The sequence below is a fragment of the Actinomadura luteofluorescens genome (genome assembly GCF_013409365.1).
In the GTDB taxonomy this organism is placed as follows: Bacteria; Actinomycetota; Actinomycetes; order Streptosporangiales; family Streptosporangiaceae; genus Spirillospora; species Spirillospora luteofluorescens.
The window spans coordinates 8,650,182-8,676,621 of record NZ_JACCBA010000001.1; the positions used below are offsets into that span (position 1 = coordinate 8,650,182).

Sequence of the window (26,440 nt, forward strand, 5' to 3'; positions counted from 1 at the left end):
CCTAGGCGGCGGTGACGGGCGCCTCCTCGACGGCCGGGCCGCCGCGGCGCTCCGCCGCGACCTGAAGGACGTACCGCTTGACCTCGCCGCTGACCCGCTCGCCGTCCCAGCCGAGCCAGGGCGCGACGAGTTCCGCGACGCGGGACGCCGCCGCCACGCCCCCGTCCCACTCCTCGATCGAGACGCGCAGCCGCCGCGACAGGACGTCCTCCAGGTGCAGGGCGCCCTCGTGCGTCACCGCGTAGACGGCCTCGGCGCACAGGTAGTCCCCGGCGCCGGGCAGGGGCGCGCCGAGCGCCGGGTCGCCGGCGACCATGGCCAGCACCTCCCGGGCGCACGACCCGTACCGGTTCAGCAGGTGCTCGATCCGCGCGACGTGCAGCCCCGACTCGGCGGCGAGCCGGCGCCGCTCGTTCCACAGCACCTCGTACCCGGTGGCGCCGAGGATCGGCAGCCGGCCGGTGACCGACGCGGGCACGGAGTCGTCGAGGCCCTCGGCGACCACGTCGATCGCGTCCCGCGCCATGACGCGGTAGGTGGTGAACTTCCCGCCGGTCACGACGACGAGTCCGGGTACCGGCTCGGCGACGGCGTGCTCGCGCGACAGCCGCGTGGTGTCGTCCACCTCGCCGGACAGCAGCGGCCGCAGCCCCGCGTAGACGCCCTCGATGTCGTCGTGCGTGAGCGGCGTCCGCAGGACGGCGTTCGCCTGGTCGAGGAGGTAGCCGATGTCGGTGTGGTCGGCGACGGGCTCGTCGGGGCCGTCGGCGTGCGGGGTGTCGGTGGTGCCGACCAGCCAGTGCCGGCCCCACGGGATGATGAACAGGACGCTCCTGGAGGTCCGCGTGATCAGCCCGGTCGTCATCGGGATCCGGTCGCGCGGCACGACCAGGTGGACGCCCTTGGACGCCCGCACGCCGAACGCGGCCCGCGACCCCGTCATCGCCTGGGCGCCGTCCGTCCACACCCCGGTCGCGCACACCACGCGCCGGCCCCGCACGGCGATCTCCCGGTTGCCCTCCAGGTCCAGGACGTGGACGCCGGTCACCCGCTCGCCCTCGCGCAGGAAGCCCGTCACCTCGGCGCGGGTGGCCACCCTCGCGCCGTACTGCGCCGCGGTGCGGGCGACCATCATCGTGTAGCGGGCGTCGTCGACCTGCGCGTCGTAGTACTGGACGGCGCCGACCAGCGCGTCCGACCGCAGGGCCGGGGCCTCCCGCAGCGCGGCGCGCCGCGTGAGCTGGCGGTGCCGGGGCAGCGACCGCGCGCCGCCCATCGTGTCGTACAGGGACACGCCCGCGCTGACGTAGGCCCGCTCCCACACGCGGTTGCGCAGGGGATAGAGGAACCGGACGGGGCGCACCAGGTGCGGAGCGAGCCGCTGCAGCAGCAGCCCGCGCTCCCGCAGCGCCTCCCTGACCAGCCCGAAGTCGCGCTGTTCGAGATAGCGCAATCCGCCGTGGATCAGCTTGCTGGACCGGCTGGACGTGCCGGCCGCCCAGTCCCGCGCCTCCACGAGGGCGACGGACAGGCCCCGCGAGATCGCGTCGAGCGCCGCGCCGGCGCCGACGATGCCGCCGCCGACGACCACGACGTCGAACTCGGTCTCCGCCAGGTCGCGCAGGGTGTCCTCGCGGTACCGCGGGCCGAGGGCTACAGATGTCACTGCGTGCTCCCGAGGAGAGGTCGGATCCAGTGTCGCGCCGCCGGGTTGCGGCGAGTCGTCGCCCGGAGGACCTCCGGGCCAACAACCCGCCGCACCCCGGCGAAGGCGCCGCTCAGTCGCCGAGGTCGACCCAGTCGAGGGTCCGGTCGACGGCTTTCTTCCAGCCTGCGTAGCCCTGTTGGCGTTGGTCGTCGTTCCAGGTGGGGTGCCAGCGTTTGTCTTCGTTCCAGTTCTGGCGGAGTTCGTCGGTGGTGTTCCAGAATCCGACGGCCAGGCCGGCGGCGTAGGCGGCGCCCAGGGCGGTGGTCTCGGCGACGACGGGGCGTGAGACCGGGACGCCGAGGATGTCGGCTTGGAGTTGCATGCACAGTTCGTTGGCGGTGACGCCGCCGTCGACCTTGAGGACGTCCAGGGAGACTCCGGAGTCCTCGCGCATGGCCTCGACGACGTCGCGGGACTGGTAGCAGATGGATTCCAGGGTGGCGCGGGCCAGGTGGGCGTTGGTGTTGAAGCGCGACAGGCCGACGATGGCGCCGCGGGCGTCGGATCGCCAGTAGGGGGCGAACAGGCCGGAGAAGGCGGGGACGAAGTAGACGCCGCCGTTGTCGTCGACCTGCCGGGCCAGTGCTTCGCTTTGCGCCGCGCCGGAGATGATGCCGAGCTGGTCGCGCAGCCACTGCACGGCCGACCCGGTCACCGCGATCGACCCCTCCAGCGCGTATACCGGCTTCTCGGATCCGAACTGGTAGCAGACGGTCGTCAGCAGCCCGCTCTTCGAGCGGACGAGTTCCTCGCCCGTGTTGAGCAGCAGGAAGTTGCCGGTGCCATAGGTGTTCTTGGCCTCGCCGGGGGAGAAGCACACCTGCCCGACCGTGGCGGCCTGCTGGTCGCCGAGCGCCGCGGTCAGAGGGACCTCGCCGCCGAGCGGGCCGTTCGCGCGGGTCGTCCCATAGGCGTCGGGCGCCGAGGACGGCTTGATCTCCGGCAGCATCGCGCGCGGGATCCCGAACAGCGCGAGGAGTTCGTCGTCCCAGGCGAGGGTCTCCAGGTCCATCAGCATGGTGCGGCTGGCGTTGGTCGGGTCGGTGACGTGCACGCCGCCGTCCGTCCCGCCGGTGAGGTTCCACAGCACCCACGAGTCGGTCGTGCCGAAGACCGCGTCGCCGTTCTCGGCGGCCTCCCGGACGCCGTCGACGTTCTCCAGGATCCACTGGATCTTGCCGCCGGAGAAGTACGTGGCCGGAGGGAGGCCGGCCTTGCGCCGGATGAGGTCGCCCTTGCCGTCCCGCTCCAGGGCGGCGGCGATGCGGTCGGTGCGGGTGTCCTGCCAGACGATCGCGTTGTAGTAGGGGCGCCCGGTGCGCCGGTTCCACACCACGGTCGTCTCGCGCTGGTTGGTGATCCCGAACGCGGCCAGGTCGCCGTGCGACAGGTTCGCCTTGGTCAGCGCGGACTGGATGACCGAGCGCGTCCGCTCCCAGATCTCGGTGGGGTCGTGCTCGACCCAGCCGGCCTGGGGCAGGATCTGCTCGTGTTCGAGCTGGTGGCGGGCGATCTCGTTGCCGCCGTGGTCGAAGATCATGAATCGGGTGCTGGTCGTGCCCTGGTCGAGGGCCCCGACGAAGTCAGCCATGCGCGGGTTCTCCTGGAGTGGTGGCGGGCGGGACGGGGCGGGTCACGCCGTCTCGTACTCGGGCTCGGGCTTCGTCAGCCCCTGCGGGTCCTCGTCGGCGGGGGGCAGGAACCGTCCGATCAGCGCCTTGTAGAGCCCGACGCCGAGCACGCCGCCGATGAGCGGTCCGATGATCGGCACCCAGAAGTAGAGATCGCCGTTCTGGTCGCGCCATGCCGAGCCGTAGCCGGTGAGGAACGAGGCGAGCCGCGGCCCGAAGTCGCGGGCCGGGTTGATCGCGTAGCCGGCGTCGGTGCCCCACGCCATGCCGATCCCGACGACCAGCAGGCCGATCATGAAGGGGGCGAGGTTGGCGAGCGGCGGGGAGTTGCGCACGTCGGTGAGCGCCTTGATCACGAACAGCAGGATGGCGGTGCCGATCACCTGGTCGCGGAACGCGCCCCAGGTGCCGACCGGGAGCGTGCCGTTGCCCGGCAGGGTGGAGAACACGCCCTGGGTCTTGATGGTGTGGCCGGGGTCGACCTTGGCCAGCACCTCGCTGTAGTTCCAGCGGACGATCAGCGCCGCGACGAACGCCCCCGCGGTCTGCGCGGCGATGTAGGGCGCCGTCTTGCGCCAGGCGAACTCCTTGAACGCGGCCAGCGCGATGGTGACGGCGGGGTTGAGGTGGGCGCCGCTGATCCGGGCCGCGACGTACACGCCGAGCGTGACGCCGAGGCCCCAGGCCCAGGCGATGCTGTCGTGGTCGCCGATCTCGGCCGCGGCGACCTGCGCGACGACGCCGACGCCGAACAGGATGAGGATCAGGGTGCCGGCGAACTCGGCGGCGAGTTCACCGGCCAGCGAGGGGATTCGGGTGCGTTCCGCCATGGATGCTCCTCGGCAGGTGGGGTGGACGCGAGCCCCGTGAGGCTGGCTGGACCGTAAGCCGGGACGGAACGCCTGACAACGGGAGGGTGCCGACAATGTCGAACACTTTCGTCCCGGCTCGGCGGCGGTTACCCTCCACCCTGTGCACCAGATCACACAATCCGGGCAGTTCAGGGCACATAGGACGATGATCGCGGCGGCCGCCGACATTGTCGGCACGTCGCCGATGGACCTACCATCGGCCCCATGCCCGGACCTGTGCAGTCGATCGAGCGGGCGGCCGCGATCCTGCGCCTGCTGGCGGCGAGCTCGGGCCGGCTCGGGGTCGGCGAGATCGCCAGTTCGCTGGGCCTCGCACGCGGCACCGCGCACGGCATCCTGCGCACCCTGGAACGCGTCGGCTTCGTCGAGCAGGACGGCGGCACGGGCAAGTACCAGCTCGGCGCCGCGCTGCTGCACCTCGGCACCAGCTACCTGGACGTCAACGAGCTGCGGTCCCGCGCCATCAACTGGGCCGACGCGCTCGCCTCGCGCAGCGGCGAGGCCGTCCGGATCGGGACGCTGCTGGACGGGAAGGTGCTGGTCGTCCACCACGTGTTCCGCCCGGACGACACGCTCCAGGCCATGGACGTCGGCTCGCTGCTGCCGCTGCACGCCACCGCGCTCGGCAAGGCGCTGCTCGCCCACGACGCCAACGCGGCGGCGTCCATCCGCGACACCGTCCTGGAGTCCTACTGCCGGCGCACCATCACCGACCCCAAGGAGCTCGCACGGGCCGCCACCCGCGTCCGGGAGAACGGCTGGGCCGCCGAGACCGAGGAGCTGTCCATCGGCGAGGGCCGGGATCGCCGCCCCGATCCGCGGGCACGGGGGCCTGGTCGTCGGGGCCATCGGCATCTCCGGCGCGGTCGAGCGGATCTGCGACTCCCGCCGCGTCCCCGACCCGAGGCTCGTGGCCTACGTGCGCGACGCCGCCCGCGCCGTCTCCCGGGACCTCGGCGGTTCGCGCTGGTGACGCCGGGCCGACCGTCCTGACGCCGGCGCGGCCGCGCGGGAAGGCGCGTCCAGGGGGAGGGGGCCGGCCGTGACCGAACGGTACGTGATGTCGATCGACCAGGGCACCACGTCCACCCGGTGCATCCTGTTCGACCACGGCGGCCGGCTGGTGTCGGTGGCGCAGCGCGAGCACCGGCAGCACTTCCCGAAGCCCGGCTGGGTCGAGCACGACCCGATGGAGATCTGGCGCAACCTGGAGCGCATCGCCCCGGAGGCGCTCGCCCAGGCGGGCGCGACGCCCGGCCAGGTCGCGGCGGTCGGGATCGCGAACCAGCGGGAGACGACCGTCCTGTGGGACCGGCTGACCGGCGTCCCGATCGGCCGCGCCATCGTCTGGCAGGACATGCGGACCGGTCCGCTCGTGGACGAGCTGGCCCGCGCCCCGGGCGCCGCGATGGTCACCGAGCGCAGCGGGCTGCCGCTGGCCACCTACTTCTCGGCCCCGCGCGTCCGCTGGATGCTGGACCACACGCCCGGCCTGCGGGAACGCGCCGAGCGCGGCGAGGTGCTGTTCGGCACGATGGAGAGCTGGCTGATCTGGAACCTCAGCGGCGGCGTCGACGGCGGCGTCCACGTCACCGACGTGACCAACGCCAGCCGCACGCTGCTGATGGACCTGCACACGCTCACCTGGGACGACGGCCTGCTCGACTTCTTCGGGGTGCCGAAGGCGATGCTGCCGGAGATCCGGTCGTCCACCGAGACCTACGGGACGGCCCGACGCGTGTTCCCCGGCGTGCGCGTCGGCGCCGCCCTCGGCGACCAGCAGGCCGCGCTGTTCGGGCAGGCGTGCTTCTCCCCGGGCGAGACCAAGTGCACCTACGGGACGGGCGCGTTCCTGCTGATGAACACCGGCACGACGCCGGTGCGGTCGGACAACGGGCTGCTCACCACCGTCGGCTACAAGATCGGTGACGAGCCCGCCGTGTACGCGCTGGAGGGCTCGATCGCCATCACGGGGGCGCTCGTGCAGTGGCTCCGGGACGGCCTCGGGCTGATCAGCACGGCGCCGGAGATCGAGACCCTGGCCCGGACCGTCGACGACAACGGCGGCTGCTACATCGTCCCGGCGTTCTCCGGGCTGTTCGCCCCGCACTGGCGCAGCGAGGCCCGGGGCATCATCGTCGGGCTGACCTCCTACATCACCAAGGGGCACCTGGCGCGGGCCGTGCTGGAGGCGACGGCCTGGCAGACCCGCGAGGTCGTGGACGCGATGAACGCCGACTCCGGCCTCTCGCTGAAGGAGCTGAAGGCCGACGGCGGCATGACGTCGGACAACCTGGTCATGCAGATGGTCGCCGACGTGCTGAACGTCCCGGTGGCGCGGCCGATGGTGGTGGAGACGGTGTCGCTCGGCGCCGCCTACGCCGCCGGGCTCGCGGTCGGCTACTGGGCGGGGCTGGAGGGGCTGCGCCGCAACTGGCACCGCGCCGCCCGCTGGGTCCCGGCGATGGAGCCCGCCCGGCGGGCCGCAGAGTACGACAACTGGAAGCGCGCCGTGGAGCGCACGTTCGACTGGATCCGCGCGGGAGAGGACCCTGCCGCGGCGCCCTAGGCCGGTTCCCTAGGCCTTGTACCGCTCGACGAGCTGCCGGACGATCACGTTGCGCTGGATCTCGTTGGTCCCCTCGCCGACGATCATGAGGGGGGCGTCCCGGAAGTAGCGCTCGACGTCGAACTCGGTGGAGTAGCCGGCCGCGCCGTGGATGCGGACCGCGTTCAGCGCGATCTGCATCGCCGCCTCGGACGCGTAGAGCTTGGCCATGCCGGCCTCCATGTCGCACCGCTCGCCCGCGTCCAGGCGCTCGGCGGCGTCGAGGGTGAGCAGCCGGGCCGCCCGCAGCTGGGTGGCCATGTCGGCGAGGTAGTTGCCGATGGACTGGTGCTGCCAGATCGGTCTGCCGAAGGCCTCGCGCTGCTGGGCGTAGCGCAGGGAGTCCTCCAGGGCGGCGCGCCCGACGCCGAGGGCCCGCGCCGCCACCTGGATGCGGCCGACTTCGAGGCCGCGCATCATCTGGGCGAAGCCGCGCCCTTCCTCGCCGCCGAGCACGGCGCCGAGCGGCGCCTCGTAGCCGTCGAAGGACAGCTCGCAGCTCTCCACGCCCTTGTAGCCGAGCTTGGGCAGGTCGCGCGAGACGGTCAGACCGGGCCCCTTCTCGACCAGCAGGATGCTGATCCCCCTGTGCCGCGGCGACGCGGCCGGGTCGGTCTTGCACATCAGCGCGATCAGGCCGGACGTGCGCGCGTTGGTGATCCACATCTTGGCGCCGTCGACGCGGTACCGGTCGCCGTCCCGGCGCGCGGTCGTGCTCATGGCCTGCAGGTCCGAGCCGCCTGACGGCTCGGTGAGCGCCATCGTGGCGCGCAGTTCGCCCGTCGCCATCCGGGGCAGGTACCGGGCCTTCTGCTCCTCGGTGCCGTACACGGCGAGCAGGTGGGAGACGACCGTGTGGCCGCCGAACGCGCCCGCGAGCGTCATCCAGCCGCGCGCCAGCTCCTCGGTGACGAGCGCGTAGCAGGCCTTGGAGACGGCGGCGTCGCCGTACGGCGCGGGCACGGCGAGGCCGAAGACGCCGAGCCGCTTCATGCGGTCGATGAGCTGGGCGGGATAGGTGCCCGCGTGCTCCAGTTCGCGGGCGACCGGGCGGACCTCCCTGTCGACGAAGTCCGCGACGACCTCGACGATGGCGCGCTCCTCGTCGCTGAGCGTGAACACGGCTCCGCCCTTCTCCCGCCCTGTGTTTCATATATTTGATAGGAAAATACCCGGTGTCAACGGGCGGCGGGCCATCGCCCGCCCATAATGTGAACCCCACCACCGGGCGCACGGGAGACGATGAGCGTGGCGATTTCCGGCGACCAGGCCCTCGGCCGGCGCCGCCAGCTGAGCGACGAGGTGGCCGCCTACGTCCGCGACCTCATCATGTCGGGCCAGGTCAGGCACGGGGAGTTCCTCCGCCTGGAGCGCATCGCCGAAGATCTCGGGATCAGCGTCACGCCCGTCCGGGAGGCCCTGCTGTCGCTGCGCGGCGAGGGGTTCGTCACGCTGGAGCCGCGGCGCGGGTTCATGCCGGCGCCGCTCACCCGGCAGGACGTCCAGGACCTGTTCGAGGCGCAGGCCTACTTCGCCGGCGAGCTGGCCGCCCGCGCCGCCGGGAGGATCACCGGGGCGGAGCTGGAGTCGCTCGACCGGACGCAGGCGCTCCTGGAGGAGGCGTCCAAGGCCCGCGACTCCGCGGCCATCGAGCGCGCCAACCACCAGTTCCACCGGGTCATCAACCTGAGCGCGGGTTCGCCCAAGACGGCCTGGCTGCTGCAACTCGTGGTGCGGTACGCCCCGCGCCGCTTCTACTCCAGCATCGAGGGCTGGACGCAGGCGTCGGTCGACGACCACCATCTCGTCCTCGCCGCGCTGCGGGCGGGGGACGGCGACGCGGCACGGCAGGCGATGCGCGCCCACGTCCGGCACGCCGGGACTTTGCTGGTCGTGCACCTGGAGGCGCAGGGCTTCTGGAACGAGCGACCCGGCTGACGGCCCCGGCCCTCTTCCCCCAGCCCCGGAGGGCCGCATATCGTATAAAAAATTTCCAGGAGGGCTGATGGACGACCGGGACTCCGAACCGGCGCGCGTGGTCACCGCCGCCGACCACGGCGCCACGCGGGTGCTGACGCTGAACCGGCCCGAGGCCCGCAACGCGATCGACATCCCGATGCGCGAGCGGCTCGCGGACGAGGTGCGCCGCGCCGCGGACGATCCCGGCGTCCGCGCCGTCGTGCTGACCGGCGCGGCGGGGACGTTCTCGGCGGGCGGCGACGTCCGCTCGATGGAGGGCGCCGGACCGGACGCCGTCCGGGCGCGGCTCGACCCGGTGCACGAGACCGTCCGGCTCATCGCGACGTGCGGGACGCCGTTCATCGCAGCGGTCGAGGGCGCCGCCGCCGGGCTCGGCGTGTCCCTCGCCGCCGTGTGCGACCACGTGGTCGCCGCCGAGGACGCCCGGTTCGTCGCCGCGTTCGGAAAGGTCGGCCTCGTCGCCGACGGCGGGCTGCTCTGGACGCTCCCGCAGCGCGTCGGCATGGGCCGCGCCAAGCAGATGCTGGTGTTCGGCCAGACCGTGCCCGCACCCCGCGCCTGCGAGATCGGACTTGCCGACTCCCTCGTCCCGTCCGGCACGGCCCTGGACGCCGCACTGGAGCGCGCCGCCGAGGCCGCCGCGCTCGCCCCGCTGTCGGTCGCCGCCGCCAAGCGCCTCCTGGCCCGCACCGACCTCAGCCTGGAGCGACTGCTGGAGGCCGAGCGGGAGGAGCAGACCGCCCTGTTCGGCAGCGCCGACTTCGCCGAGGGCCGGGCCGCGTTCGCCGAGCGCCGCCCGCCGCGCTTCGAGGGCCGTTAGGGAGGATCGGGACGTGAGCAGGCTGCAGCAGACCCACGGGCTGACGGACGAGCAACGGGAGATCATCGCGACCGTCCGGGCGTTCGTCGACAAGGAGATCATCCCGGTCGCGACCGAGCTGGAGCACGCCGACGCCTACCCGCAGGCGATCGTGGACGGGATGAGGGAGCTCGGGCTCTTCGGCCTGACGATCGGTGCGGAGCACGGCGGGCTGGGGGAGTCGCTGCTGACCTACGCGCTGGTGGTGGAGGAGCTGTCGCGCGGCTGGATGAGCGTGTCGGGCATCGTCAACACCCACTTCATCGTCGCGTGGATGATCGCCCAGCACGGCACCGCCGAGCAGAGGGCGCACTACCTGCCGAAGATGGCGGCCGGCGAGATCCGGGGCGCGTTCTCGATGTCGGAGCCGGGCTGCGGGTCGGACGTCTCGGCCATCAGGACCCGCGCCGTCCCGGACGGGGACGACTACGTCGTCGACGGCCAGAAGATGTGGCTGACCAACGGAGGCTCGGCCAACCTGGTGGCGACGCTGGTCAAGACCGACCCCGCCGCCGGGCATCGCGGCATGACCACGTTCCTGGTCGACAAGGACCCGGGCTTCGGCGAGGTCGCGCCCGGCCTCACCGTCCCCGGCAAGATCGACAAGATGGGGTACAAGGGCGTCGACACCACCGAGCTGGTCTTCGACTCCTACCGGATCCCGTCCGCGCGGATCCTGGGCGGGACGCCCGGAAGCGGCTTCTACCAGATGATGGACGGCGTCGAGGTCGGCCGCGTCAACGTGGCGGCGCGCGGCTGCGGCGTGGCCCGCCGCGCCTACGAGCTGGCCCTGGACTACGCGCGCCGGCGCGAGACGTTCGGTAAGCCGATCGCCGAGCACCAGGCCGTGCTGTTCCGCCTGGCGGAGATGGCGACCAAGGTCGAGGCCGCGCACCAGATGATGGTGATGGCGGCGCGCCGCAAGGACTCCGGCGAGCGCAACGACCTGGAGGCCGGGATGGCCAAGTACCTGGCCAGCGAGTACTGCAAGGAGGTCGTGGAGGACGCGTTCCGCATCCACGGCGGCTACGCCTACTCCACGGAGTACGAGATCGAGCGCCTGTACCGGGAGGCCCCGATGCTCCTGATCGGCGAGGGCACCGCCGACATCCAGAAGATGATCATAGGCCGCAGGCTGCTGGAGGAGCGGTGACCTCGGCGGGCGCCCCGCTGCCGCTGGAGGGGATCACCGTCGTCGCGCTGGAGCAGGCGGTCGCGGCGCCGTTCGCCACGCGGCAGCTGGCCGACCAGGGCGCCCGCGTCGTCAAGGTGGAGCGCGTGGACGGCGGCGACTTCGCCCGCGCGTACGACACGGGCGTGCGCGGCGGGCTCGGCACGCACTTCGCGTGGCTCAACCGGTCGAAGGAGTCGGTCGCGCTCGACCTCAAACGGGACGAGGGCCGCGCGGTCCTCGCCGACCTGGTCGCGCGCGCCGACGTCTTCCTGCAGAACCTGGCGCCGGGCGCGGCGGCCCGGCTCGGGTTCGGCGCCGAGGAGCTGCGCGCCCGCGACCCCCGGCTGATCGTGGTCGAGATGTCCGGCTACGGGACGCGCGGGCCGTACCGGGACAAGCGCGCCTACGACATGCTCGTCCAGGCCGAGGCGGGGCTGATCTCGGTCACCGGCACGCCCGAGACGCCGGTGAAGGCGGGCTCGCCGACATCGCGGCCGGCATGTACGCCTTCTCCGGGACGCTCGCCGCGCTCGTGCGGCGCGGCGCCACCGGCGAGGGCGCGTCGATCGAGATCACGATGTTCGACGCGGTCGCCGAGTGGATGGGCCAGGCGATGTACACGACGCTCTACACCGGCTCCCCGCCGCCGCGCACGCGGCTGGGCCACCCTGTGATCGCCCCGTACGACGCCTACCCGACGTCCGGCGGCGCCGACGTGGTGATCGGCGTGCAGAACGACCGCGGCTGGGCGGCCCTGGCGACCGGCGTGCTGGAGCGGCCGGACCTGGTGACCGACCCCGAGTACGCGACGAATCAGGCGAGAGTCCGCAACCGGGAGAAAGTAGACGCGCTCGTCGCCGGTGTCACCTCCCGCATGGGACGGGACGAGCTGCTGCGGCGGCTCGACGAGGCGGGCGTGCCGAGCGCCTCCCTGAACGACGGCCACGGCCTCATCGCCCACCCGCAGCTCGCCGAGCGGGACCGGTGGCGGGAGGTGGGCTCCCCGGTGGGCGACATCCGGGCCCTGCTCCCGCCGATCACGTTCGCCGGCGCCGAGCCGCGGATGGACCCGATCCCGGCGCTCGGCGAGCACACCGACGCCGTGCTGCGCGAGCTGGGACGCGACGAGGCCGCCATCGCGGCCCTGCGCGCCGCCGGCGCGGTCGCCTGACGGCCGCCCCACCGCCGATCCGCGGCCCCGGGCCCGGCGGATATCGTGGCGGCATGGCCAGCCGCACTCCCGCCTCAGCTCCCGGCCGCCGCAGGGAGGAACTGCGCGACTTCCTGCGCACCCGCCGTGCCCGCCTCACGCCCGCCGACGTCGGCATGCCCGACGGGGGACGGCGCCGGACGCCCGGCCTGCGCCGCGAGGAGGTCGCCGTCCTCGCCGGGGTCGGGGTGTCCTGGTACACGTGGCTGGAGCAGGGCCGCGACATCAAGGTGTCCGGGGACGTCCTCGACGCGATCGCCCGGACGCTGCGGCTGGACCGCGCCGAGCGCGAGCACCTGTACCTGCTCGCCGGGCTGAACCCGCCGCAGGCGGAGGCGGGCCCCGCCGTCCCGATCACGCCGGAGCTGCGGCGGGTGCTGGACGCCTGGTCCCCGCGCCCCGCCTACGTCCGCGACCGGCACTGGAACTTCGTCGCGATCAACGACGCGGCCCGCGAGGTGTTCGGGTACGGCGACACCGACCACAACTGCCTCGTCACCTACTTCACCAACGTCCGGTACCGGTCGATGAACACCCACTGGGCCGCCGCAGCGCCCGACGACGTGGCGCGGTTCCGCGCCGACGCCGCCCGCTACCCCGACGACCCCGAGTTCGACCGGATCATCGAGGACCTCCTGACGGTCAGCCCCGAGTTCGCCGAGCTGTGGCCCCGCCACGAGGTCAGCGGGGGCGGCCAGGCGGTCAAGGGCATCCGGCATCCGGACGCGGGCGAGCTGGTCTTCGAGGGCACGCTGCTGCCGCTCGCCGACCGTCCGGGCCACGCCCTGGTGCTGCACAACCCGCGCCCCGGCACCGGCACGCAGGAGCGCCTCGAACGGCTGATGGCGCGCCGCGCCCTCGCCGCCGCGGGCTGACCGGCGGGCCGCTCAGGGTGGTGGTGCCGCACCCAGGATGAGCGGAGTCTGTCTGCTCTCCGGCCCGTCCAGCACGATCGTCCTCATGAGGAACGAAGGAGACGGTATGAGGACGCGGGACTTCGCCGGGACGCGGGTAGGGGCCGTCGGGCTCGGGTGCATGGGCATGAGCTGGGCCTACACAGAGTCGGAGCGCGATGACGACGCCTCGGTGGCGCTGATCCGGGAGGCGCTCGACCTCGGCGTGACGTTCCTGGACACCGCGCAGCCCTACGGCGACGGCCACAACGAGGCCCTCGTCGGGCGGGCGCTGGCGGGACCCCGGGGCGAGGCGGTCGTCGCCACCAAGACGGGCCTGGTCGTGGAGTCGCCGGCCACCGGTGACCTCGTCCGGAACGGAACGCCGGAGCACGTCAAGGCGTCCGCGGAGGACAGCCTGCGCCGCCTCGGCACGGACGCGATCGACCTGTACTACCTGCACCGGGTCGACCCGGAGGTGCCCCTCGCCGACACGTGGGGCGCGATGGCCGAGCTGGTCGCCGAGGGCAAGGTCCGCAGGCTGGGCCTGTCGGAGGTCAGCGTCGCGCAGGCCGCCGAGGCGCACGCGATCCACCCGGTCGCCGCCGTCCAGTCGGAGCTGTCGCTGTGGACCCGCGACGCCATGGGCGCGCCCGGGGGGATGGCGGGCACCATGCCGGGCGACTCCACCGGGACGGGGGAGGGGCCGGGCGACGTGGTCGGCTGGTGCGCCGCCAACGGCGCGGCGTTCGTTCCGTTCTCGCCCCTCGGCCGCGGCTTCCTCACCGGGACGGTCACCGCGGCCGACTTCGAGGCCACCGACTTCCGCGGCGGCAACCCGCGCTTCCAGGAGGACGCGCTGAAGGCCAACCTGCGCATCGTCGACGTCGTCAAGGCGGTCGCCGCGCGGCACGGAGCCACGCCGGCGCAGGTCGCCATCGCGTGGACGCTGGCGCAGGGCGAGCACGTCATCCCGATCCCCGGCACCAAGAAGCCCAGGTATCTGCGCGACAACGCCGGCGCCGCGGCCCTGGACCTCACCAAGGCCGACCTCGCCGAGCTGGACGGCGTTCCCGCGCCCGTCGGGGGGCGGTACTGATGCGGGCCGTCACGATCCCCGAGTTCGGCGGCGCGGACGTGCTGCGCCAGGCCGAGGCGGACGTCCCCGAGCCGGGGCCGGGCCAGGTGTCCATCGACGTCGCCTACGCGGGCGCGAACTTCGCCGAGGTCCTGTACCGGCGGGGCGTGGTGGACGTGCCGCTGCCGTTCGTCCCCGGCATCGAGGTGTCCGGGCACGTCCGGGCGGTCGGGCCCGACGTGGAGGGGCTGCGCAGGGGCCAGCCCGTCGCCGCGTTGACGATCGTGGACAGTGGCGGCTACGCCGAGGTCGCGGTCACCTCCGCCGACCTCGTCGCGCCGCTCGACGGTCTCGGCCTCGGGCTGGACGTCGCGGCGGCCGTCCCGTCCAACGGGGCCACCGCGTTCCTGGTCCTGGACCGGGTCGCGCGCATCGAGCCGGGCGAGACCGTGCTGGTGCACGCGGCCGCCGGGGGCGTCGGCAGCCAGCTCGGCCAGGCGGCCCGGCTGCTCGGTGCGGGCCGGGTGGCGGGCACGGTCGGCGGCCCCGCCAAGATCGAGACCGCGCGCGGGTTCGGCTACGACGACGTCGTCCTGCGCGACGCGCCGGCGGGCGAGGTCGCGGGCCTCACCGGCGGGCGCGGCTTCGACATCGTCGTGGACATGGTGGGCGGCCCCGCCCGCCGCGCGAGCCTGGACGCCCTCGCCCCGATGGGCCGGATGGTCGTGATGGGCAACGCGTCCGGCGCCGACGACGTGGGCGTCTCGGCGAACGAGCTGTGGTTCACCAGCAAGACGGTGTCGGGGTTCAACCTCGCGGCGTTCGCGGGCGCCGCGCCGGCCGAGGCCGGACGCGCCCTGCGCCGGGCGGTCGCCGCCGCCGCGTCCGGCGACCTGCGGGTCCAGGTCGAGGAACTGCCCCTGGAACAGGCCGCCGAGGCGCACAAGCGCATCGAGTCGGGCACCACCACCGGCAAGCTCGTCCTGGCGGTCAGCCGCTGAGCCCGAGGTGACCGCCCTCCTGGCGGAGGGCGGTCACCTCGCCGTCTTCCGCCCCGGGGACGGAGCCTGAGCCGCCGGAGCCAGCAGCTCGTCCACCGTCCACTGGTCGTAGGCGTGCTCGCCGTACCTGGGCGCGACGGCCTCGCCGGGCTGTCCATGCGCGCCGTCGCCAAGGAGCTCCGGGATGAGCACCGAGGAACTGGAAGGGTTGGTCGTCGACCTGGTGCACGCCGGCGAGTTCCCCCATCTCAAGCGGACCGTCCAGCACGGCCGCCGGATCGGCCCCGACGAGGAGTTCCACGGGGTCCTGGCGGCCGTGCTGCGCGGCCTGGGGAAGGACGCGTCCTGGAAGGCCCGGGCCCTACCGGCCCGCGAGGTACGACTGCTGCGCGGCGATGGCGTCGGCCGCCTGCCGCACGATCGCGCCGATCAGGTCGGCGCAGTTCGGCAGGTCGTCGATCACGCCGACGACCTGCCCGGACGCCATCACGCCGAGGTCGGGCCGGCCGTCAACCATGGCGGCCTTCAGCAGCATGGGCGTGTTGGCGGCCATGAGGACCTGCGACCACGACAGGTCCTTGCCGTGCTTCATCGCCTTCCCGTCGGCGAGCATCTCGCGCCACGACATGCCGGACAGCTTCTTGAACCGGGCGCCGTTGCGCAGCGCCCGGACCAGCCCGCCGACCCGCCCGGAGTCCTCCAGCGCGTCGACCAGCCCGCTGCGCAGCACGCGGTGCGGCATGCCGTCCACCTGCCGCGTCACCACGGTCTCGCCCGTCTCGAGGTAGACCCGCTTGACCGCGTCCGGCACCGAGCTGTCGGAGGTCAGCAGGAACCGGGTGCCCATCGCGACGCCCGCCGCGCCGTAGGCGAGTGCGGCGGCGAGACCGCGCCCGTCGAAGAAGCCGCCGGCCGCGATCACCGGGATGTCGACCGCGTCCACGACCTGGGGGAGCAGCAGCGTGGTGGCGACCGGGCCGGTGTGCCCGCCGCCCTCGCCGCCCTGCACCAGGACGGCGTCCGCCCCCCAGCCCGCGACCTTCTCCGCGTGCCGCCGCGCGCCGACCGAGGGGATCACCACGAGCCCGGCGTCCTTCAGCTTGGCGATCAGCTCCCGTTTCGGCGCTAGCGCGAACGAGGCGACCTTCACGCCCTCCTTGATGAGCAGGTCGATCCGGTCACCCGCGTCCCCGGCGTCGGCCCGCAGGTTGACGCCGAACGGGGCGTCCGTGCGGTCCTTGACCTCGTGGATCGCGTCCGCGAGCCGGTCGAGCGTCATCGTCGCGGACGCCAGGACGCCGAGCCCGCCCGCGTTCGCCACGGCCGTGACGAGGCGCGGCCCGGCCACCCACCCCATGCCCGTCTGGACGACCGGGTGCCGCACGCCCGCCAGCCGGGTCAGCGGGGTGTCGAGCACCCGCCCGGTCTCCGCTCCGCTCATGCCTGCTCCTTCATGCCGGGACCTCGCGCTCCCGCAGGCCCTTCGGGTCGAGGACCTCGCGCATGATCCGCAGTTCCCCGGCGTCCGGCAGCCGCGTCTCGGGCACCTCGTCCGGGACGGCGAGCTCGAAGCCGGTGGCCGCGAGCACGTCCTCGACGCGGACACCGGGATGGACCGAGCGCAGCCGCATCCGCCTCTCGGGGGTGTCGAAGTCGAGCACGGCCAGATTGCTCACCACGGCGCGGATCTCGTGCGCGCCGCGGTCCCAGCCGACGCCGCTCACCATGTCGACCTTCTCGGTGAACACGCGCGCCGAGTGCTTCGGCACCCAGTAGCTCGTCGTGTTCAGCAGCGTGTTGCCCGGCCCGCCGCGCACCCCGAGGAGCTGCCGCGAGGGCTGCTTCCAGTCGCCGATGCACGAGATGTTGGTGTTGCCGTGCGCGTCGATCTGGCTCGGCCCCATCACCACGTGCCGCCGCCCGTTCAGGACGAGCCACAGGTGGTCGCGGAAGGGCAGCCAGCCCTCGACCGTCCCGGCCTGCGCGCCGAGCGGGACGGGCTCGGCGCTCAGCGACGGCCCGCCGTCGGTGGTCAGCAGGTCGGGCGCGAACGTCGCGCGCGCCAGCCGGGATCCCAGCATCGGGACGAACCCGGCCACCGCCGCCGCGACGATCTCCCCGTCGCCCCGGAACAGGTCCGCGCACGCGGCCGCGCACACCTCGGCCCTGGTCGCCTCGCTCATCGCGCCTCCTCCCGCCAGACCCGGACCGCGTCCTGGTAGGCGGCCTCGTCGCCGGACAGGAACCGCTCGCTGAACGCCGACCACTTGTCCGGGTCGGCGGCCGACTGCGCGTACAGCTTCTGGAACGCCTCGTCCCGCCCGGAGTCGGGCAGGCAGTCGGTGAAGTGCGCGCCGTTCGGCGTCTCCACGACGCCCGCCACCTGCGACCGGCTGATCAGCAGCGACTGCACCGGCCCCTCCTTGAGGAAGTCGGCGGTGTCGACGAGCCGCTCGCACGACACGTACGTCCGGTCGGCCGCCTTGGCGAACAGGTCGTCCATGTACGGGTCGGGGCCGAGGTACTGGGCGTTGCCGCGCGCGTCGGCGCGGTTCATGTGCACCAGCGCCGCGTCCATCCGCAGCGCGGGGACGGCGACGAGCTCCCGCCCGTCCTCGTAGGGCGACCGGACGGTCCGCAGCTCCGGGTTGACCCTCATCACGTCGGAGCCGAGGCCGACCGGGGTGGGCAGGAACGGCAGCCGGTGCGCCGCCGCGTACAGCCCGAACATGAACATGCCCTCGTCGTACTCGGTCAGATCGAGGGCCCCGGACTGGCGCGCCTGCCGGAAGTGCGGTTCCAGCGGGATCGAGTCCATCGTCACGAACGCGGTGACGAGCCTGCGGACCTTGCCCGCCGCGCACAGCAGCCCCACGTCCGGCCCCCCGTAGGAGACGACCGTGAGGTCGGTGACGGGGGAGCGCAGGATCGCCCGCACCAGCGCCATCGGCTTGCGCCGCGAGCCCCAGCCGCCGATCCCGATCGTCATGCCGCTCTCCAGCGACCCCGCGATCTCCTCGACGGACATCACCTTGGAGCTCATCGGCCCCCCTTGGCGACGAAGGCGTCGCGGTGCTCGTCGCCCGCTCCGACGAGGTTCAGCTCGAACGTGAACCCCTGCTCGTAGCGGTAGCTGCGCCTGACGTCGACCGGGTCGATGCCGTTCAGCGACTCCTTGGCGCGCCGGATCACGTACCTGTCCTTTGCGGCGATGCCCGCGGCGACCTCCATCGCCTTGGCGCGCAGCTCCCCGGCCGGGACGACCTCCAGCACCGAACCGTGGTGGTGCAGCTCCTCGGCCGTGACGTTGCGGCAGGTGTAGACCATCGCGCGCATCAGGTGCTGCGGGACGAGCCGGGCGAGGTGGGTGGCGGCGCCGAGCGCGCCCCGGTCCACCTCGGGCAGCCCGAAGTAGGCGTCCGGCGAGGCGATCACGATGTCGGCGTTGCCGGCGAGGCCGACGCCGCCGCCCAGGCAGAAGCCGTGCACCGCGGCCACGACCGGGACCTCGCAGTCGTAGACGGCGGCGAACGCCGCGAAGCAGCCGCGGTTGGCGCCGACCAGCGCGGCGTGGCCCTCGGTGCTCTGCATCTCCTTGATGTCGACGCCCGCGTTGAAGCCCCGGCCCTCGGCGCGGAGCACGACGGCCCCGACCCCGGGGTCGCGGCCCGCCGCGAGCACCGCGTCGGCCAGCTCGTACCAGCCCGCGACGGTCAGGGCGTTGACCGGCGGCGCGTCCACGACGATCTCGGCGACCCCGTCCAGGGTCGTGGTGGAGACTCCCATGCGCTACCTTTCCACCAAACATTTGTTAGAACAGACGGTAGCAGAGCCGTTCGGAGGAGGCGGAATGTCATCGGTGCCGGAGGCGGCAGGGCACGCGGAGCCGGAGGCGGCATGGCGCTGAAGCTCGACCTTGGGGGCAGGACCGTCGTGGTGACGGGGGGCGTGCGCGGGGTGGGCGCCGGGATCAGCCGCGCCTTCCTGGAGGCGGGCGCCGACGTGGTCGCGGTCGCCCGCCGCGAGCCGGACACGATGCCCGAGGCCGGCGGCCGGACCGCGCGGTTCGTCCCGCTGGACGTGCGCGACCCCGACGCCGTGCAGGCCTTCGCGGACGGCCTCGACCGCGTCGACGTGCTGGTCAACAACGCGGGCGGCGCCCCGTACCTGCCGGTCGCCGACGGCGCCCTGCGCACCCACGTCAAGATCATGGAGCTGAACCTGACGGCGCCGCTGATCATGGCCCGCGCGCTGCGGCCCCGGATCATGCGGAGCGGGGGCGGCTCGGTCATCAACATCGGCAGCGTGAGCGGGGTGCGCCCGTCGCCCGGCACCGCCGCCTACGGCGCGGCCAAGGCGGGCCTGCACAACCTCACCCAGTCCCTGGCGGTCGAGTGGGCCCCGCACATCCGGGTCAACACGCTGATCCTCGGCATGGTCCGCACCGAGCTGGCGCACCTGCACTACGGGGACGAGGACGGCGTCGCGGCGGTGGCGGAGACCGTCCCGCTCGGCCGCCTCGCCGACCCCTACGACATCGGCGCCGCCTGCGTGTTCCTGGCGTCCGACCTGGCGTCCTACGTGTCCGGCTCGTCGATGCAGGTGCACGGCGGGGGAGAGCGCCCCGCCTTCCTGGACGCCGCCACCGTCAACAAGGAGGAAACGCGATGATCTGCAAGGACCGGGTGGTCGCCGTCACCGGCGCCGGACGCGGCCTCGGCCGCGCGCACGCGCTGGAGTTCGCCCGGCAGGGCGCCCTCGTCGTCGTCAACGACCTCGGCGTCGATCGCGACGGCACCGGCGACGCCTCCGAGGGGCCCGCCCACGACGTCGTGCGGGAGATCGAGGCGCTCGGCGGGCGGGCGGTCGCCAGCACCGACGACATCGCCACCGACGAGGGGGCCGCCGCGCTGGTCGCCGCGGCGACCGGCGCGTTCGGGCGGCTGGACACCCTGGTCAACAACGCCGGGTTCCTGCGCGACCGGATGCTGGTCAACCTCGGTGAGGACGAGTGGGACGCGGTCATGCGCGTGCACCTCAAGGGCCACTTCCTGCCGCTCAAGCACGCCGGGCGGTACTGGCGGGCCGAGAGCAAGGCCGGCCGCGCCGTGGACGCGCGCGTCGTCAACACCTCCTCCGGCGCCGGGCTGCTCGGCAGCGTCGGCCAGGGCAACTACTCCGCCGCGAAGGCGGGCATCGTCGGGCTGACGCTCGTGGCGTCCGCCGAGCTCGGCCGGTACGGCGTGACGGTCAACGCGATCGCGCCCGCCGCCCGCACCCGGATGACCGAGGAGGTCTTCGCGCAGACGATGGCCGCGCCCGCCGAGGGCGAGTTCGACGCGATGGCCCCCGAGAACGTCTCGCCGCTCGTCGTCTGGCTCGGCTCCGCGCAGTCGCGGGACGTCACCGGGCGGGTCTTCGAGGCCGAGGGAGGCAAGATCTGCGTGATGGACGCCTTCCGTCACGGCCCCGCCGCCGACAAGGGCGCGAGGTGGGACCCCGCCGAGGTCGGCGACGTCGTCAAGGACCTCCTGGCGAAGGCGCCCGCCCCCGAACCGGTGTACGGAGCGGGCTGACCGTCGCCCGCGCCCCGGCCGCCCTCAGCGCGGGCGGTAGTCGTCCATGAACCGGCGCACCTTCTCGGTGTAGGGCCGGACCCTGGCCGGGACGCCGCCCGTCTTCACGACCGTCGTGGCCGACGTGCGGTAGGCGGCGGCGAGGTTCAGCGCGGGGTCGCCCGGGACGTCCTTCAGGTCCTTCCCCCAGTAGCACAGGAACCGGCCCATCGCGGGGATCGACAGCTCCGCCGTGATCTGGGCGGGCCTCGGCTCGGGATTGTCGAGCCCGCCGGGCTGCCAGAAGGCCAGGACGTGCGGAGTCCACCGGGCGATGCCGTACTCGTCGCGCCCCGGGTCGGCCAGGCGCGGGTCGAAGCCGCTCTCCGCCTTCAGCATCGCCGCGATCAGCGTCGGGCTCAGCCCGCGCAGCTCGCACCACGTCCCGGCCTGGACGATCAGGTCCCGGTAGCGGGCGGGGACGTCCGACCCGGCCCGCAGCCACTGCCGGTTCCGCTCCTGCGGCGTCGCGGCGCCGTCGCCCTGGTGGGGGAGCACCACGAACGCGACGGCGGCCACGGCCACCGCCGCGGCCGCCCCGGCCGCCGCGAGGGCCCGGCGCCGGCCGCGCGGGCGCTTTCCCGGCGGGCGCCTCTTCGGCGCGAGTGCGCCGGTGCGCGTCTCCCCGGAGGCGTGCGCCAGCGCCTCCCCGAAGTCGGCCGCCGACGCCCAGCGCCTCTCCCGGTCCGGATCGAGCGCGCGCATCACCGCCGTGCTGACCCCGGACGGGATCGCGGCCCGGGTCTGGGCCGGCGGGCGCGGCGGCACGGCGGGCGGTTCCCCGGTCAGCAGGTGGTGGGTCAGCGCGCCGAGACCGTAGACGTCCGCGCGGCGGTCCGGCGCGCCGTCCACCTGCGTCTGCTCGGGCGCCATGTATCCGGGCGAGCCCGCGGGCAGCGTCAGCCTCGACAGGTGCTCCCCGGTGCGCGCGATGCCGAGGTCGGCGATCATGACGCGCTCGCCGCCGCCGGGCGCCGACCGCAGCAGCACGTTGGACGGCTTCAGGTCGCGGTGCACGATGCCGAGGTCGTGCAACTCCTGCACGCCCCGGATGATCTCCTGCGCGGTGCGCAGCGCCTCGCCCGGCGGGAGCGGCCCGGCGGCGAGCCGCTCGGCCAGCGTGCCGCGGTCGGCGTAGGTCATCACGAAGTAGGGGCGGCCGTCCGGCAGCTCCCCGATGTCGAAGACCTGCACCAGCCGGTGCGAGTCGGCGCGGCGCAGCAGCCGCGCCTCCTGGACGAACCGGTCCCGCACGTCGGTGCGCAGCGTCCAGTGCCCCGCCAGGATCTTGATCGCGACGGGGGAGTCGAGGTCGGGATCGTGCCCCCGCCAGACCGAGGCGAAGCCGCCGGATCCGAGGTGGCCGTCGATCCGGTAGCGCCCTGCGGCGGTCGGGGTCTCCACGTCTCCCAATCATGAATGACGGACGAGGGCCTGCGCAGTGGCTTTGGGTGAAGGATCAGAAGCGAAACGTGGCCGCGGAGCCTGGCCGCGGAGCGTGGAATGCGCCTTCCCGGCGCGGCGTTGTACGGGCCGGATAATGGATCGCCCCACGCGGTGCGTTCCGGCTACGGTGCGAAGGTTGTGGGGTCAGTGAGGCCCGGGGGGCCTGGAACCCTATCCTTGTCGATGGTTATGGGGACGAGTGTGGAATCGCCGCTCGCCGGCCTGCGCGCGCGCCTGCCGCAGTTGATGGTGCGCGACCAGCACCGGCTGCGCCGCAGGATCGACGGCGTCCAGAAGATGCGGGACGCCGGGCGCCGGGCCAGGGTCGCCGAGGAGATCGCCGCCGAGGTCGAGACCGCCGAGCGGCGGGTCGAGCGGCGGCGCCTCGCCGTGCCCGCGATCACCTATCCGGCGCAGCTGCCGGTGTCGCAGAAGAAGGACGACATCCTCGCCGCGATCCGCGACCACCAGGTCGTGATCGTCGCGGGCGAGACCGGCTCCGGCAAGACCACCCAGATCCCCAAGATCTGCCTCGAACTGGGCCGGGGCGTGCTCGGTTCCATCGGCCACACCCAGCCGCGGCGGCTCGCCGCGCGGACGGTCGGCGACCGCATCGCCGAGGAGCTCGGCACCGAGCTCGGCGAGACCGTCGGCTACAAGGTGCGCTTCACCGACCGGTCGAGCGACGGCACGCTCGTGAAGCTGATGACCGACGGCATCCTGCTCGCCGAGATCCAGACCGACCGGCTTTTGCGCCAGTACGACACGCTGATCATCGACGAGGCGCACGAGCGCAGCCTGAACATCGACTTCCTCCTCGGCTACGTCCGGGAGATCCTGCCCCGGCGCCCCGACCTCAAGGTGATCATCACCTCGGCGACGATCGACCCGGAGCGGTTCTCCGCGCACTTCGGGGACGCGCCGATCGTGGAGGTGTCCGGGCGCACCTATCCGGTCGAGGTCAGGTACCGTCCCGTCACCGACCCGGACGACCCGTCCGCCGACCCCGACCGCGACCAGGTCCAGGCGATCGTCGACGCGGTCGACGAGCTCGGCCGCGAGGGGCCCGGCGACGTCCTGGTGTTCCTCAGCGGCGAGCGGGAGATCCGCGACACCGCCGACGCGCTCACCAAGCACTTCACCCGGCAGCGGGGGACCACCGAGGTCCTGCCGCTGTACGCGCGGCTGTCGTCGGCCGAGCAGCACCGGGTGTTCCAGCAGCACCGCGGCCGGCGGGTCGTGCTCGCCACCAACGTCGCGGAGACGTCGCTGACGGTCCCCGGCATCAAGTACGTCGTCGACCCCGGCACCGCGCGCATCTCCCGCTACAGCCACCGGCTGAAGGTGCAGCGGCTCCCGATCGAGCCGGTCTCGCAGGCGTCGGCGAACCAGCGCAAGGGCCGCTGCGGCCGCGTCTCCGAGGGCGTGTGCATCCGGCTGTACTCCGAGGAGGACTTCGAGTCCCGCCCGGAGTTCACCGAGCCGGAGATCCTGCGGACCAACCTCGCGTCGGTCATCCTGCAGATGACCGCGCTCGGCCTCGGCGACATCGCCGCGTTCCCGTTCGTGGAGCCGCCGGACCGCCGCAACGTCAAGGCAGGCGTGGACCTGCTGCACGAGCTCGGCGCGATCGACCCGGCCGAGAAGGACCCGCGCAAGCGCCTCACCGAGCTCGGCCGCCGGCTCGCTCAGCTGCCCGTCGACCCGCGGCTCGGGCGCATGATCCTGGAGGCCGACCGTAACGGCTGCGTCCGCGAGGTGCTGATCATCGCGGCGGCGCTGTCCATCCAGGACCCGCGCGAGCGTCCCGCCGAGAACCAGCAGGCCGCCGACGACCGGCACCGCCGGTTCGCCGACCCCGGCTCCGACTTCCTGGCCTACCTGAACCTGTGGAACTACCTGCGCGAGCAGCAGGCGGAGTTGTCGGGCAGCGCGTTCCGCCGCATGTGCAAGAACGAGTTCCTGCACTACCTGCGCATCCGCGAGTGGCAGGACCTGCACGGCCAGCTCAAGCAGGTCGCCAAGTCGCTCGGCGTCACACTGAACACCGCCGACGCGCCGCCCGACCGCATCCACACCTCGCTGCTCGCCGGCCTGCTCTCCCACATCGGCCTGATGGACGTCGACAAGAAGGAGAAGCAGCGCCGCGGGCAGGAGTACCTCGGCGCCCGGGGCGCGAAGTTCGCGGTGTTCCCGGGGTCGGCGCTGTTCAAGAAGCCGCCGCGCTGGGTGATGTCGGCGGAGCTGGTCGAGACGTCCCGGCTGTGGGGGCGGATCAACACCAGGATCGAGCCCGAGTGGGTCGAGCCCCTCGCGCAGCACCTGGTGAAGCGCAACTACAGCGAGCCGCACTGGTCGAAGAAGCAGGCGGCCGTCATGGCGCGCGAGAAGGTCACCCTCTACGGGGTCCCGATCGTCGCCGACCGCCGCGTCAACTACGGCTCCATCGACCCGGCGCTGGCGCGCGAGCTGTTCATCCGGCACGCGCTCGTCGAGGGCGACTGGGAGACCCACCACCGGTTCTTCCACGACAACCGCGCACTGCTGGACGAGGTGGAGGAGCTGGAGCACCGCGCCCGGCGCCGCGACATCCTCGTCGACGACGAGACCCTCTTCGACTTCTACGACGCGCGGATCCCCGAGGACGTCGTCTCCGGGCGGCACTTCGACGCCTGGTGGAAGAAGGCCCGGCGCGCCGACCCCGACCTGCTCGGGTTCGAGAAGTCGATGCTCATCAACGAGTCCGCGGGCGGCGTGAGCGAGTCCGACTACCCGGACGCGTGGCAGCAGGGAGCGCTGCGGCTGCGCCTCACCTACCAGTTCGAGCCGGGCGCCGACGCCGACGGCGTCACCGTGCACATCCCCGTCCAGGTCCTCAACCAGGTGCGGCCGGCCGGTTTCGACTGGCAGGTGCCGGGCCTGCGGACCGAACTGGTCACCGAGCTGATCCGGTCGCTGCCGAAGCAGCTGCGCGTCAACTTCGTCCCGGCGCCCGACTACGCCCGCAAGATCCTCGACCGTGTCGCGCCGCGCACCGAGCCCCTGCTGGACGCCCTGGAGCGCGAGCTGACCGCGATGACGAGCGTGCCGGTCGCGCGGGAGGCGTGGGACCCGTCCCGGCTGCCCGCCCACCTGCGCATCACGTTCCGGGTCGTGGACGCGGCGGGACGGACCCTCGGCGAGGGCACCGACCTGGACGGACTGAAACGCCGCCTCGCCGGGAAGGTGCGCGGGACGCTGTCCAAGGCGGCGGCGACGATCGAGCGGTCCGGCCTCACCGAGTGGACGATCGGCGAGCTGCCCCGCACGTACGAGCGCAACCAGGCCGGCTACGACGTCAAGGCCTATCCCGCGCTCACCGACGAGGGCGACACCGTCGCCGTCCGCATGTACGAGACGGAGGCCGAGCAGCGCCGCGCGATGTGGCTCGGCACGCGGCGGCTGATCCTGCTGAACGCGCCGTCACCGGTGAAGCTCATCCAGGGCCGCCTGACCAACCAGGGCAAGCTGGCGCTCAGCCACAACCCGCACGGATCCGTCGCGGCCCTGTTCGACGACTGCGTCACCGCCGCCGCCGACCGGCTCATCGCCGAGGCGGGCGGGCCCGCGTGGGACGAGGACGGCTTCCGCGCCCTCTACGACCGGGTCCGCGCCGACCTGCACGATGCGACGGCCCAGATCGTCGGCCTTGTCGAGCGGATCCTGGCCGAGGCGCACGAGATCGACCGGCGGCTGCGCGGCACGGCGAGCCTCACCCTCGTGCCCGCGCTCACCGACGTCCGCGGCCATCTCGGCACGCTGGTGCGGCCGGGATTCGTCACCGCGACCGGCTGGGCCCGGCTGCCGGATCTGCCGCGCTACCTGCGCGCGCTGCAGGTCAGGCTCGACAAGCTCCCCGAGAACCCGGGACGCGACCGCATGCTCGCGCACCAGGTCGAGGTCCTCGCGCAGGAGTACGAGCAGGCGCTGCGCCGACTCCACCCCTCCCGCCGCGACGAGGAGCCGGCCCGGCAGGTCCGCTGGATGCTGGAGGAGTTGCGGGTCAGCCTCTTCGCCCAGCAGCTCGGCACCCGCTTCCCCGTCTCCGACAAGCGCATCCGCAAGGCGATGGCCCAGCTCTAGGCGGGGGTACGCGCGAACAGCTCCAGATGCCCGCATCGGCGGCACCGCAGGGCGTCGATCTGCCACCGAGGCCGGCCCATGCGCTTCGCGCCGCCGAGCAGGCCCTTCTCCAGCGGGCCGAGGATCCAGCGGGCGTAGCCCTTGGAGGACTCGCCCGAGTCCTCGATGAAGCCCTGTTCGAGGTCGTCGCCCTCGCACTGCGTGCACGTCGGCTGCGTCATGCCGGGAGGGTAACGGGTCGGG

The 26,440-nt window shown here is 73.2% G+C and carries 21 protein-coding genes and 2 pseudogenes; 12 read left to right on the forward strand and 11 right to left on the reverse strand.

Annotated features, from left to right (window positions below):
- Position 1: 1 nt before the first annotated feature.
- The 3 genes from BJY14_RS39870 to BJY14_RS39880 all read right to left on the reverse strand — a co-directional run bounded on the left by BJY14_RS39870 (position 2) and on the right by BJY14_RS39880 (position 4,169).
- Complete coding sequence (locus tag BJY14_RS39870) at positions 2–1,666, reverse strand: glycerol-3-phosphate dehydrogenase/oxidase (protein WP_179848322.1); 1,665 nt, start codon at positions 1,664–1,666, stop codon at positions 2–4.
- A gap of 112 nt (positions 1,667–1,778) precedes the next feature.
- Entirely contained in the window at positions 1,779–3,299 is a 1,521-nt protein-coding gene (glpK, locus tag BJY14_RS39875) for a glycerol kinase GlpK (RefSeq protein WP_179848323.1), read from the reverse strand.
- A gap of 42 nt (positions 3,300–3,341) precedes the next feature.
- Entirely contained in the window at positions 3,342–4,169 is an 828-nt protein-coding gene (locus tag BJY14_RS39880; protein ID WP_179848324.1) for an MIP/aquaporin family protein, read from the reverse strand.
- A 246-nt stretch (positions 4,170–4,415) separates the two neighbouring features.
- On the opposite strand from BJY14_RS39880, the pseudogene BJY14_RS39885 reads away from it, so the two are divergent.
- A pseudogene (locus tag BJY14_RS39885) lies at positions 4,416–5,184 on the forward strand (IclR family transcriptional regulator).
- Between the two features lie 69 nt (positions 5,185–5,253).
- Positions 5,254–6,780, forward strand: coding sequence for a glycerol kinase GlpK (glpK, locus tag BJY14_RS39890; protein WP_179848325.1), 1,527 nt, complete (start codon positions 5,254–5,256; stop codon positions 6,778–6,780).
- Between the two features lie 9 nt (positions 6,781–6,789).
- On the opposite strand, the gene BJY14_RS39895 is transcribed toward glpK (BJY14_RS39890), so the two are convergent.
- Positions 6,790–7,941, reverse strand: coding sequence for an acyl-CoA dehydrogenase family protein (locus BJY14_RS39895; RefSeq protein WP_179848326.1), 1,152 nt, complete (start codon positions 7,939–7,941; stop codon positions 6,790–6,792).
- Between the two features lie 120 nt (positions 7,942–8,061).
- On the opposite strand from BJY14_RS39895, the gene BJY14_RS39900 reads away from it, so the two are divergent.
- From BJY14_RS39900 to BJY14_RS39930, 7 genes and pseudogenes are all read left to right on the forward strand, one after another.
- Positions 8,062–8,757, forward strand: coding sequence for a GntR family transcriptional regulator (locus tag BJY14_RS39900; protein ID WP_179848327.1), 696 nt, complete (start codon positions 8,062–8,064; stop codon positions 8,755–8,757).
- 67 nt (positions 8,758–8,824) lie between these two features.
- Positions 8,825–9,619, forward strand: a complete 795-nt coding sequence (locus tag BJY14_RS39905; protein ID WP_179848328.1) for an enoyl-CoA hydratase/isomerase family protein — start codon at positions 8,825–8,827, stop codon at positions 9,617–9,619.
- A 13-nt stretch (positions 9,620–9,632) separates the two neighbouring features.
- Entirely contained in the window at positions 9,633–10,811 is a 1,179-nt protein-coding gene (locus BJY14_RS39910; RefSeq protein WP_179848329.1) for an acyl-CoA dehydrogenase family protein, read from the forward strand.
- Positions 10,808–12,003: pseudogene (locus BJY14_RS39915) on the forward strand (CaiB/BaiF CoA transferase family protein). Before BJY14_RS39910 ends, BJY14_RS39915 begins: the two are co-directional and overlap by 4 nt.
- A gap of 53 nt (positions 12,004–12,056) precedes the next feature.
- Positions 12,057–12,917 (forward strand): helix-turn-helix transcriptional regulator, encoded by an 861-nt coding sequence (locus tag BJY14_RS39920; RefSeq protein WP_179848330.1) that lies wholly within the window; start codon positions 12,057–12,059, stop codon positions 12,915–12,917.
- Positions 12,918–13,023: 106 nt separating this feature from the next.
- Positions 13,024–14,034, forward strand: a complete 1,011-nt coding sequence (locus BJY14_RS39925; protein ID WP_179848331.1) for an aldo/keto reductase — start codon at positions 13,024–13,026, stop codon at positions 14,032–14,034.
- Positions 14,034–15,014 carry a quinone oxidoreductase family protein gene (locus BJY14_RS39930; protein WP_179848332.1) on the forward strand — a complete coding sequence of 327 codons (981 nt, stop codon included), beginning with the start codon at positions 14,034–14,036 and terminating at the stop codon, positions 15,012–15,014. The genes BJY14_RS39925 and BJY14_RS39930 overlap by 1 nt, the downstream gene beginning before the upstream one ends.
- A gap of 33 nt (positions 15,015–15,047) precedes the next feature.
- On the opposite strand, the gene BJY14_RS39935 is transcribed toward BJY14_RS39930, so the two are convergent.
- The 5 genes from BJY14_RS39935 to BJY14_RS39955 all read right to left on the reverse strand — a co-directional run bounded on the left by BJY14_RS39935 (position 15,048) and on the right by BJY14_RS39955 (position 18,800).
- Positions 15,048–15,206: a hypothetical protein gene (locus BJY14_RS39935; protein ID WP_218905807.1), complete on the reverse strand. Its 159-nt coding sequence runs from the start codon at positions 15,204–15,206 to the stop codon at positions 15,048–15,050.
- A gap of 169 nt (positions 15,207–15,375) precedes the next feature.
- The gene (locus tag BJY14_RS39940) at positions 15,376–16,455 is read right to left on the reverse strand and encodes an NAD(P)H-dependent flavin oxidoreductase (protein WP_179848333.1); all 1,080 of its coding nucleotides are present in this window, start codon (positions 16,453–16,455) and stop codon (positions 15,376–15,378) included.
- A gap of 10 nt (positions 16,456–16,465) precedes the next feature.
- Positions 16,466–17,197: a CoA-transferase subunit beta gene (locus BJY14_RS39945; RefSeq protein WP_179848334.1), complete on the reverse strand. Its 732-nt coding sequence runs from the start codon at positions 17,195–17,197 to the stop codon at positions 16,466–16,468.
- The gene (locus BJY14_RS39950) at positions 17,194–18,057 is read right to left on the reverse strand and encodes a CoA transferase subunit A (RefSeq protein ID WP_179848335.1); all 864 of its coding nucleotides are present in this window, start codon (positions 18,055–18,057) and stop codon (positions 17,194–17,196) included. The genes BJY14_RS39945 and BJY14_RS39950 overlap by 4 nt, the downstream gene beginning before the upstream one ends.
- Complete coding sequence (locus BJY14_RS39955) at positions 18,054–18,800, reverse strand: enoyl-CoA hydratase family protein (RefSeq protein ID WP_179848336.1); 747 nt, start codon at positions 18,798–18,800, stop codon at positions 18,054–18,056. The genes BJY14_RS39950 and BJY14_RS39955 overlap by 4 nt, the downstream gene beginning before the upstream one ends.
- Positions 18,801–18,911: 111 nt before the next feature.
- Between BJY14_RS39955 and BJY14_RS39960 the strand changes: the two genes are divergently transcribed.
- Both BJY14_RS39960 and BJY14_RS39965 read left to right on the forward strand, forming a co-directional pair.
- Positions 18,912–19,685 (forward strand): SDR family oxidoreductase, encoded by a 774-nt coding sequence (locus BJY14_RS39960; RefSeq protein ID WP_179848337.1) that lies wholly within the window; start codon positions 18,912–18,914, stop codon positions 19,683–19,685.
- Complete coding sequence (locus BJY14_RS39965) at positions 19,682–20,590, forward strand: SDR family oxidoreductase (protein WP_179848338.1); 909 nt, start codon at positions 19,682–19,684, stop codon at positions 20,588–20,590. The genes BJY14_RS39960 and BJY14_RS39965 overlap by 4 nt, the downstream gene beginning before the upstream one ends.
- A 24-nt stretch (positions 20,591–20,614) precedes the next feature.
- Here BJY14_RS39965 and BJY14_RS39970 read toward each other — a convergent pair whose 3' ends face one another.
- Positions 20,615–22,033: a serine/threonine-protein kinase gene (locus BJY14_RS39970; RefSeq protein WP_179848339.1), complete on the reverse strand. Its 1,419-nt coding sequence runs from the start codon at positions 22,031–22,033 to the stop codon at positions 20,615–20,617.
- 231 nt (positions 22,034–22,264) lie between these two features.
- Here BJY14_RS39970 and hrpA point away from each other — a divergent pair, with 231 nt between their 5' ends.
- On the forward strand, positions 22,265–26,197 hold the full coding sequence (hrpA, locus tag BJY14_RS39975) for an ATP-dependent RNA helicase HrpA (protein ID WP_179848340.1): 3,933 nt from the start codon (positions 22,265–22,267) through the stop codon (positions 26,195–26,197).
- On the opposite strand, the gene BJY14_RS39980 is transcribed toward hrpA, so the two are convergent.
- Positions 26,194–26,418, reverse strand: coding sequence for a hypothetical protein (locus tag BJY14_RS39980; RefSeq protein ID WP_179848341.1), 225 nt, complete (start codon positions 26,416–26,418; stop codon positions 26,194–26,196). The genes hrpA and BJY14_RS39980 overlap by 4 nt on opposite strands.
- Between the last annotated feature and the right edge of the window lie 22 nt (positions 26,419–26,440).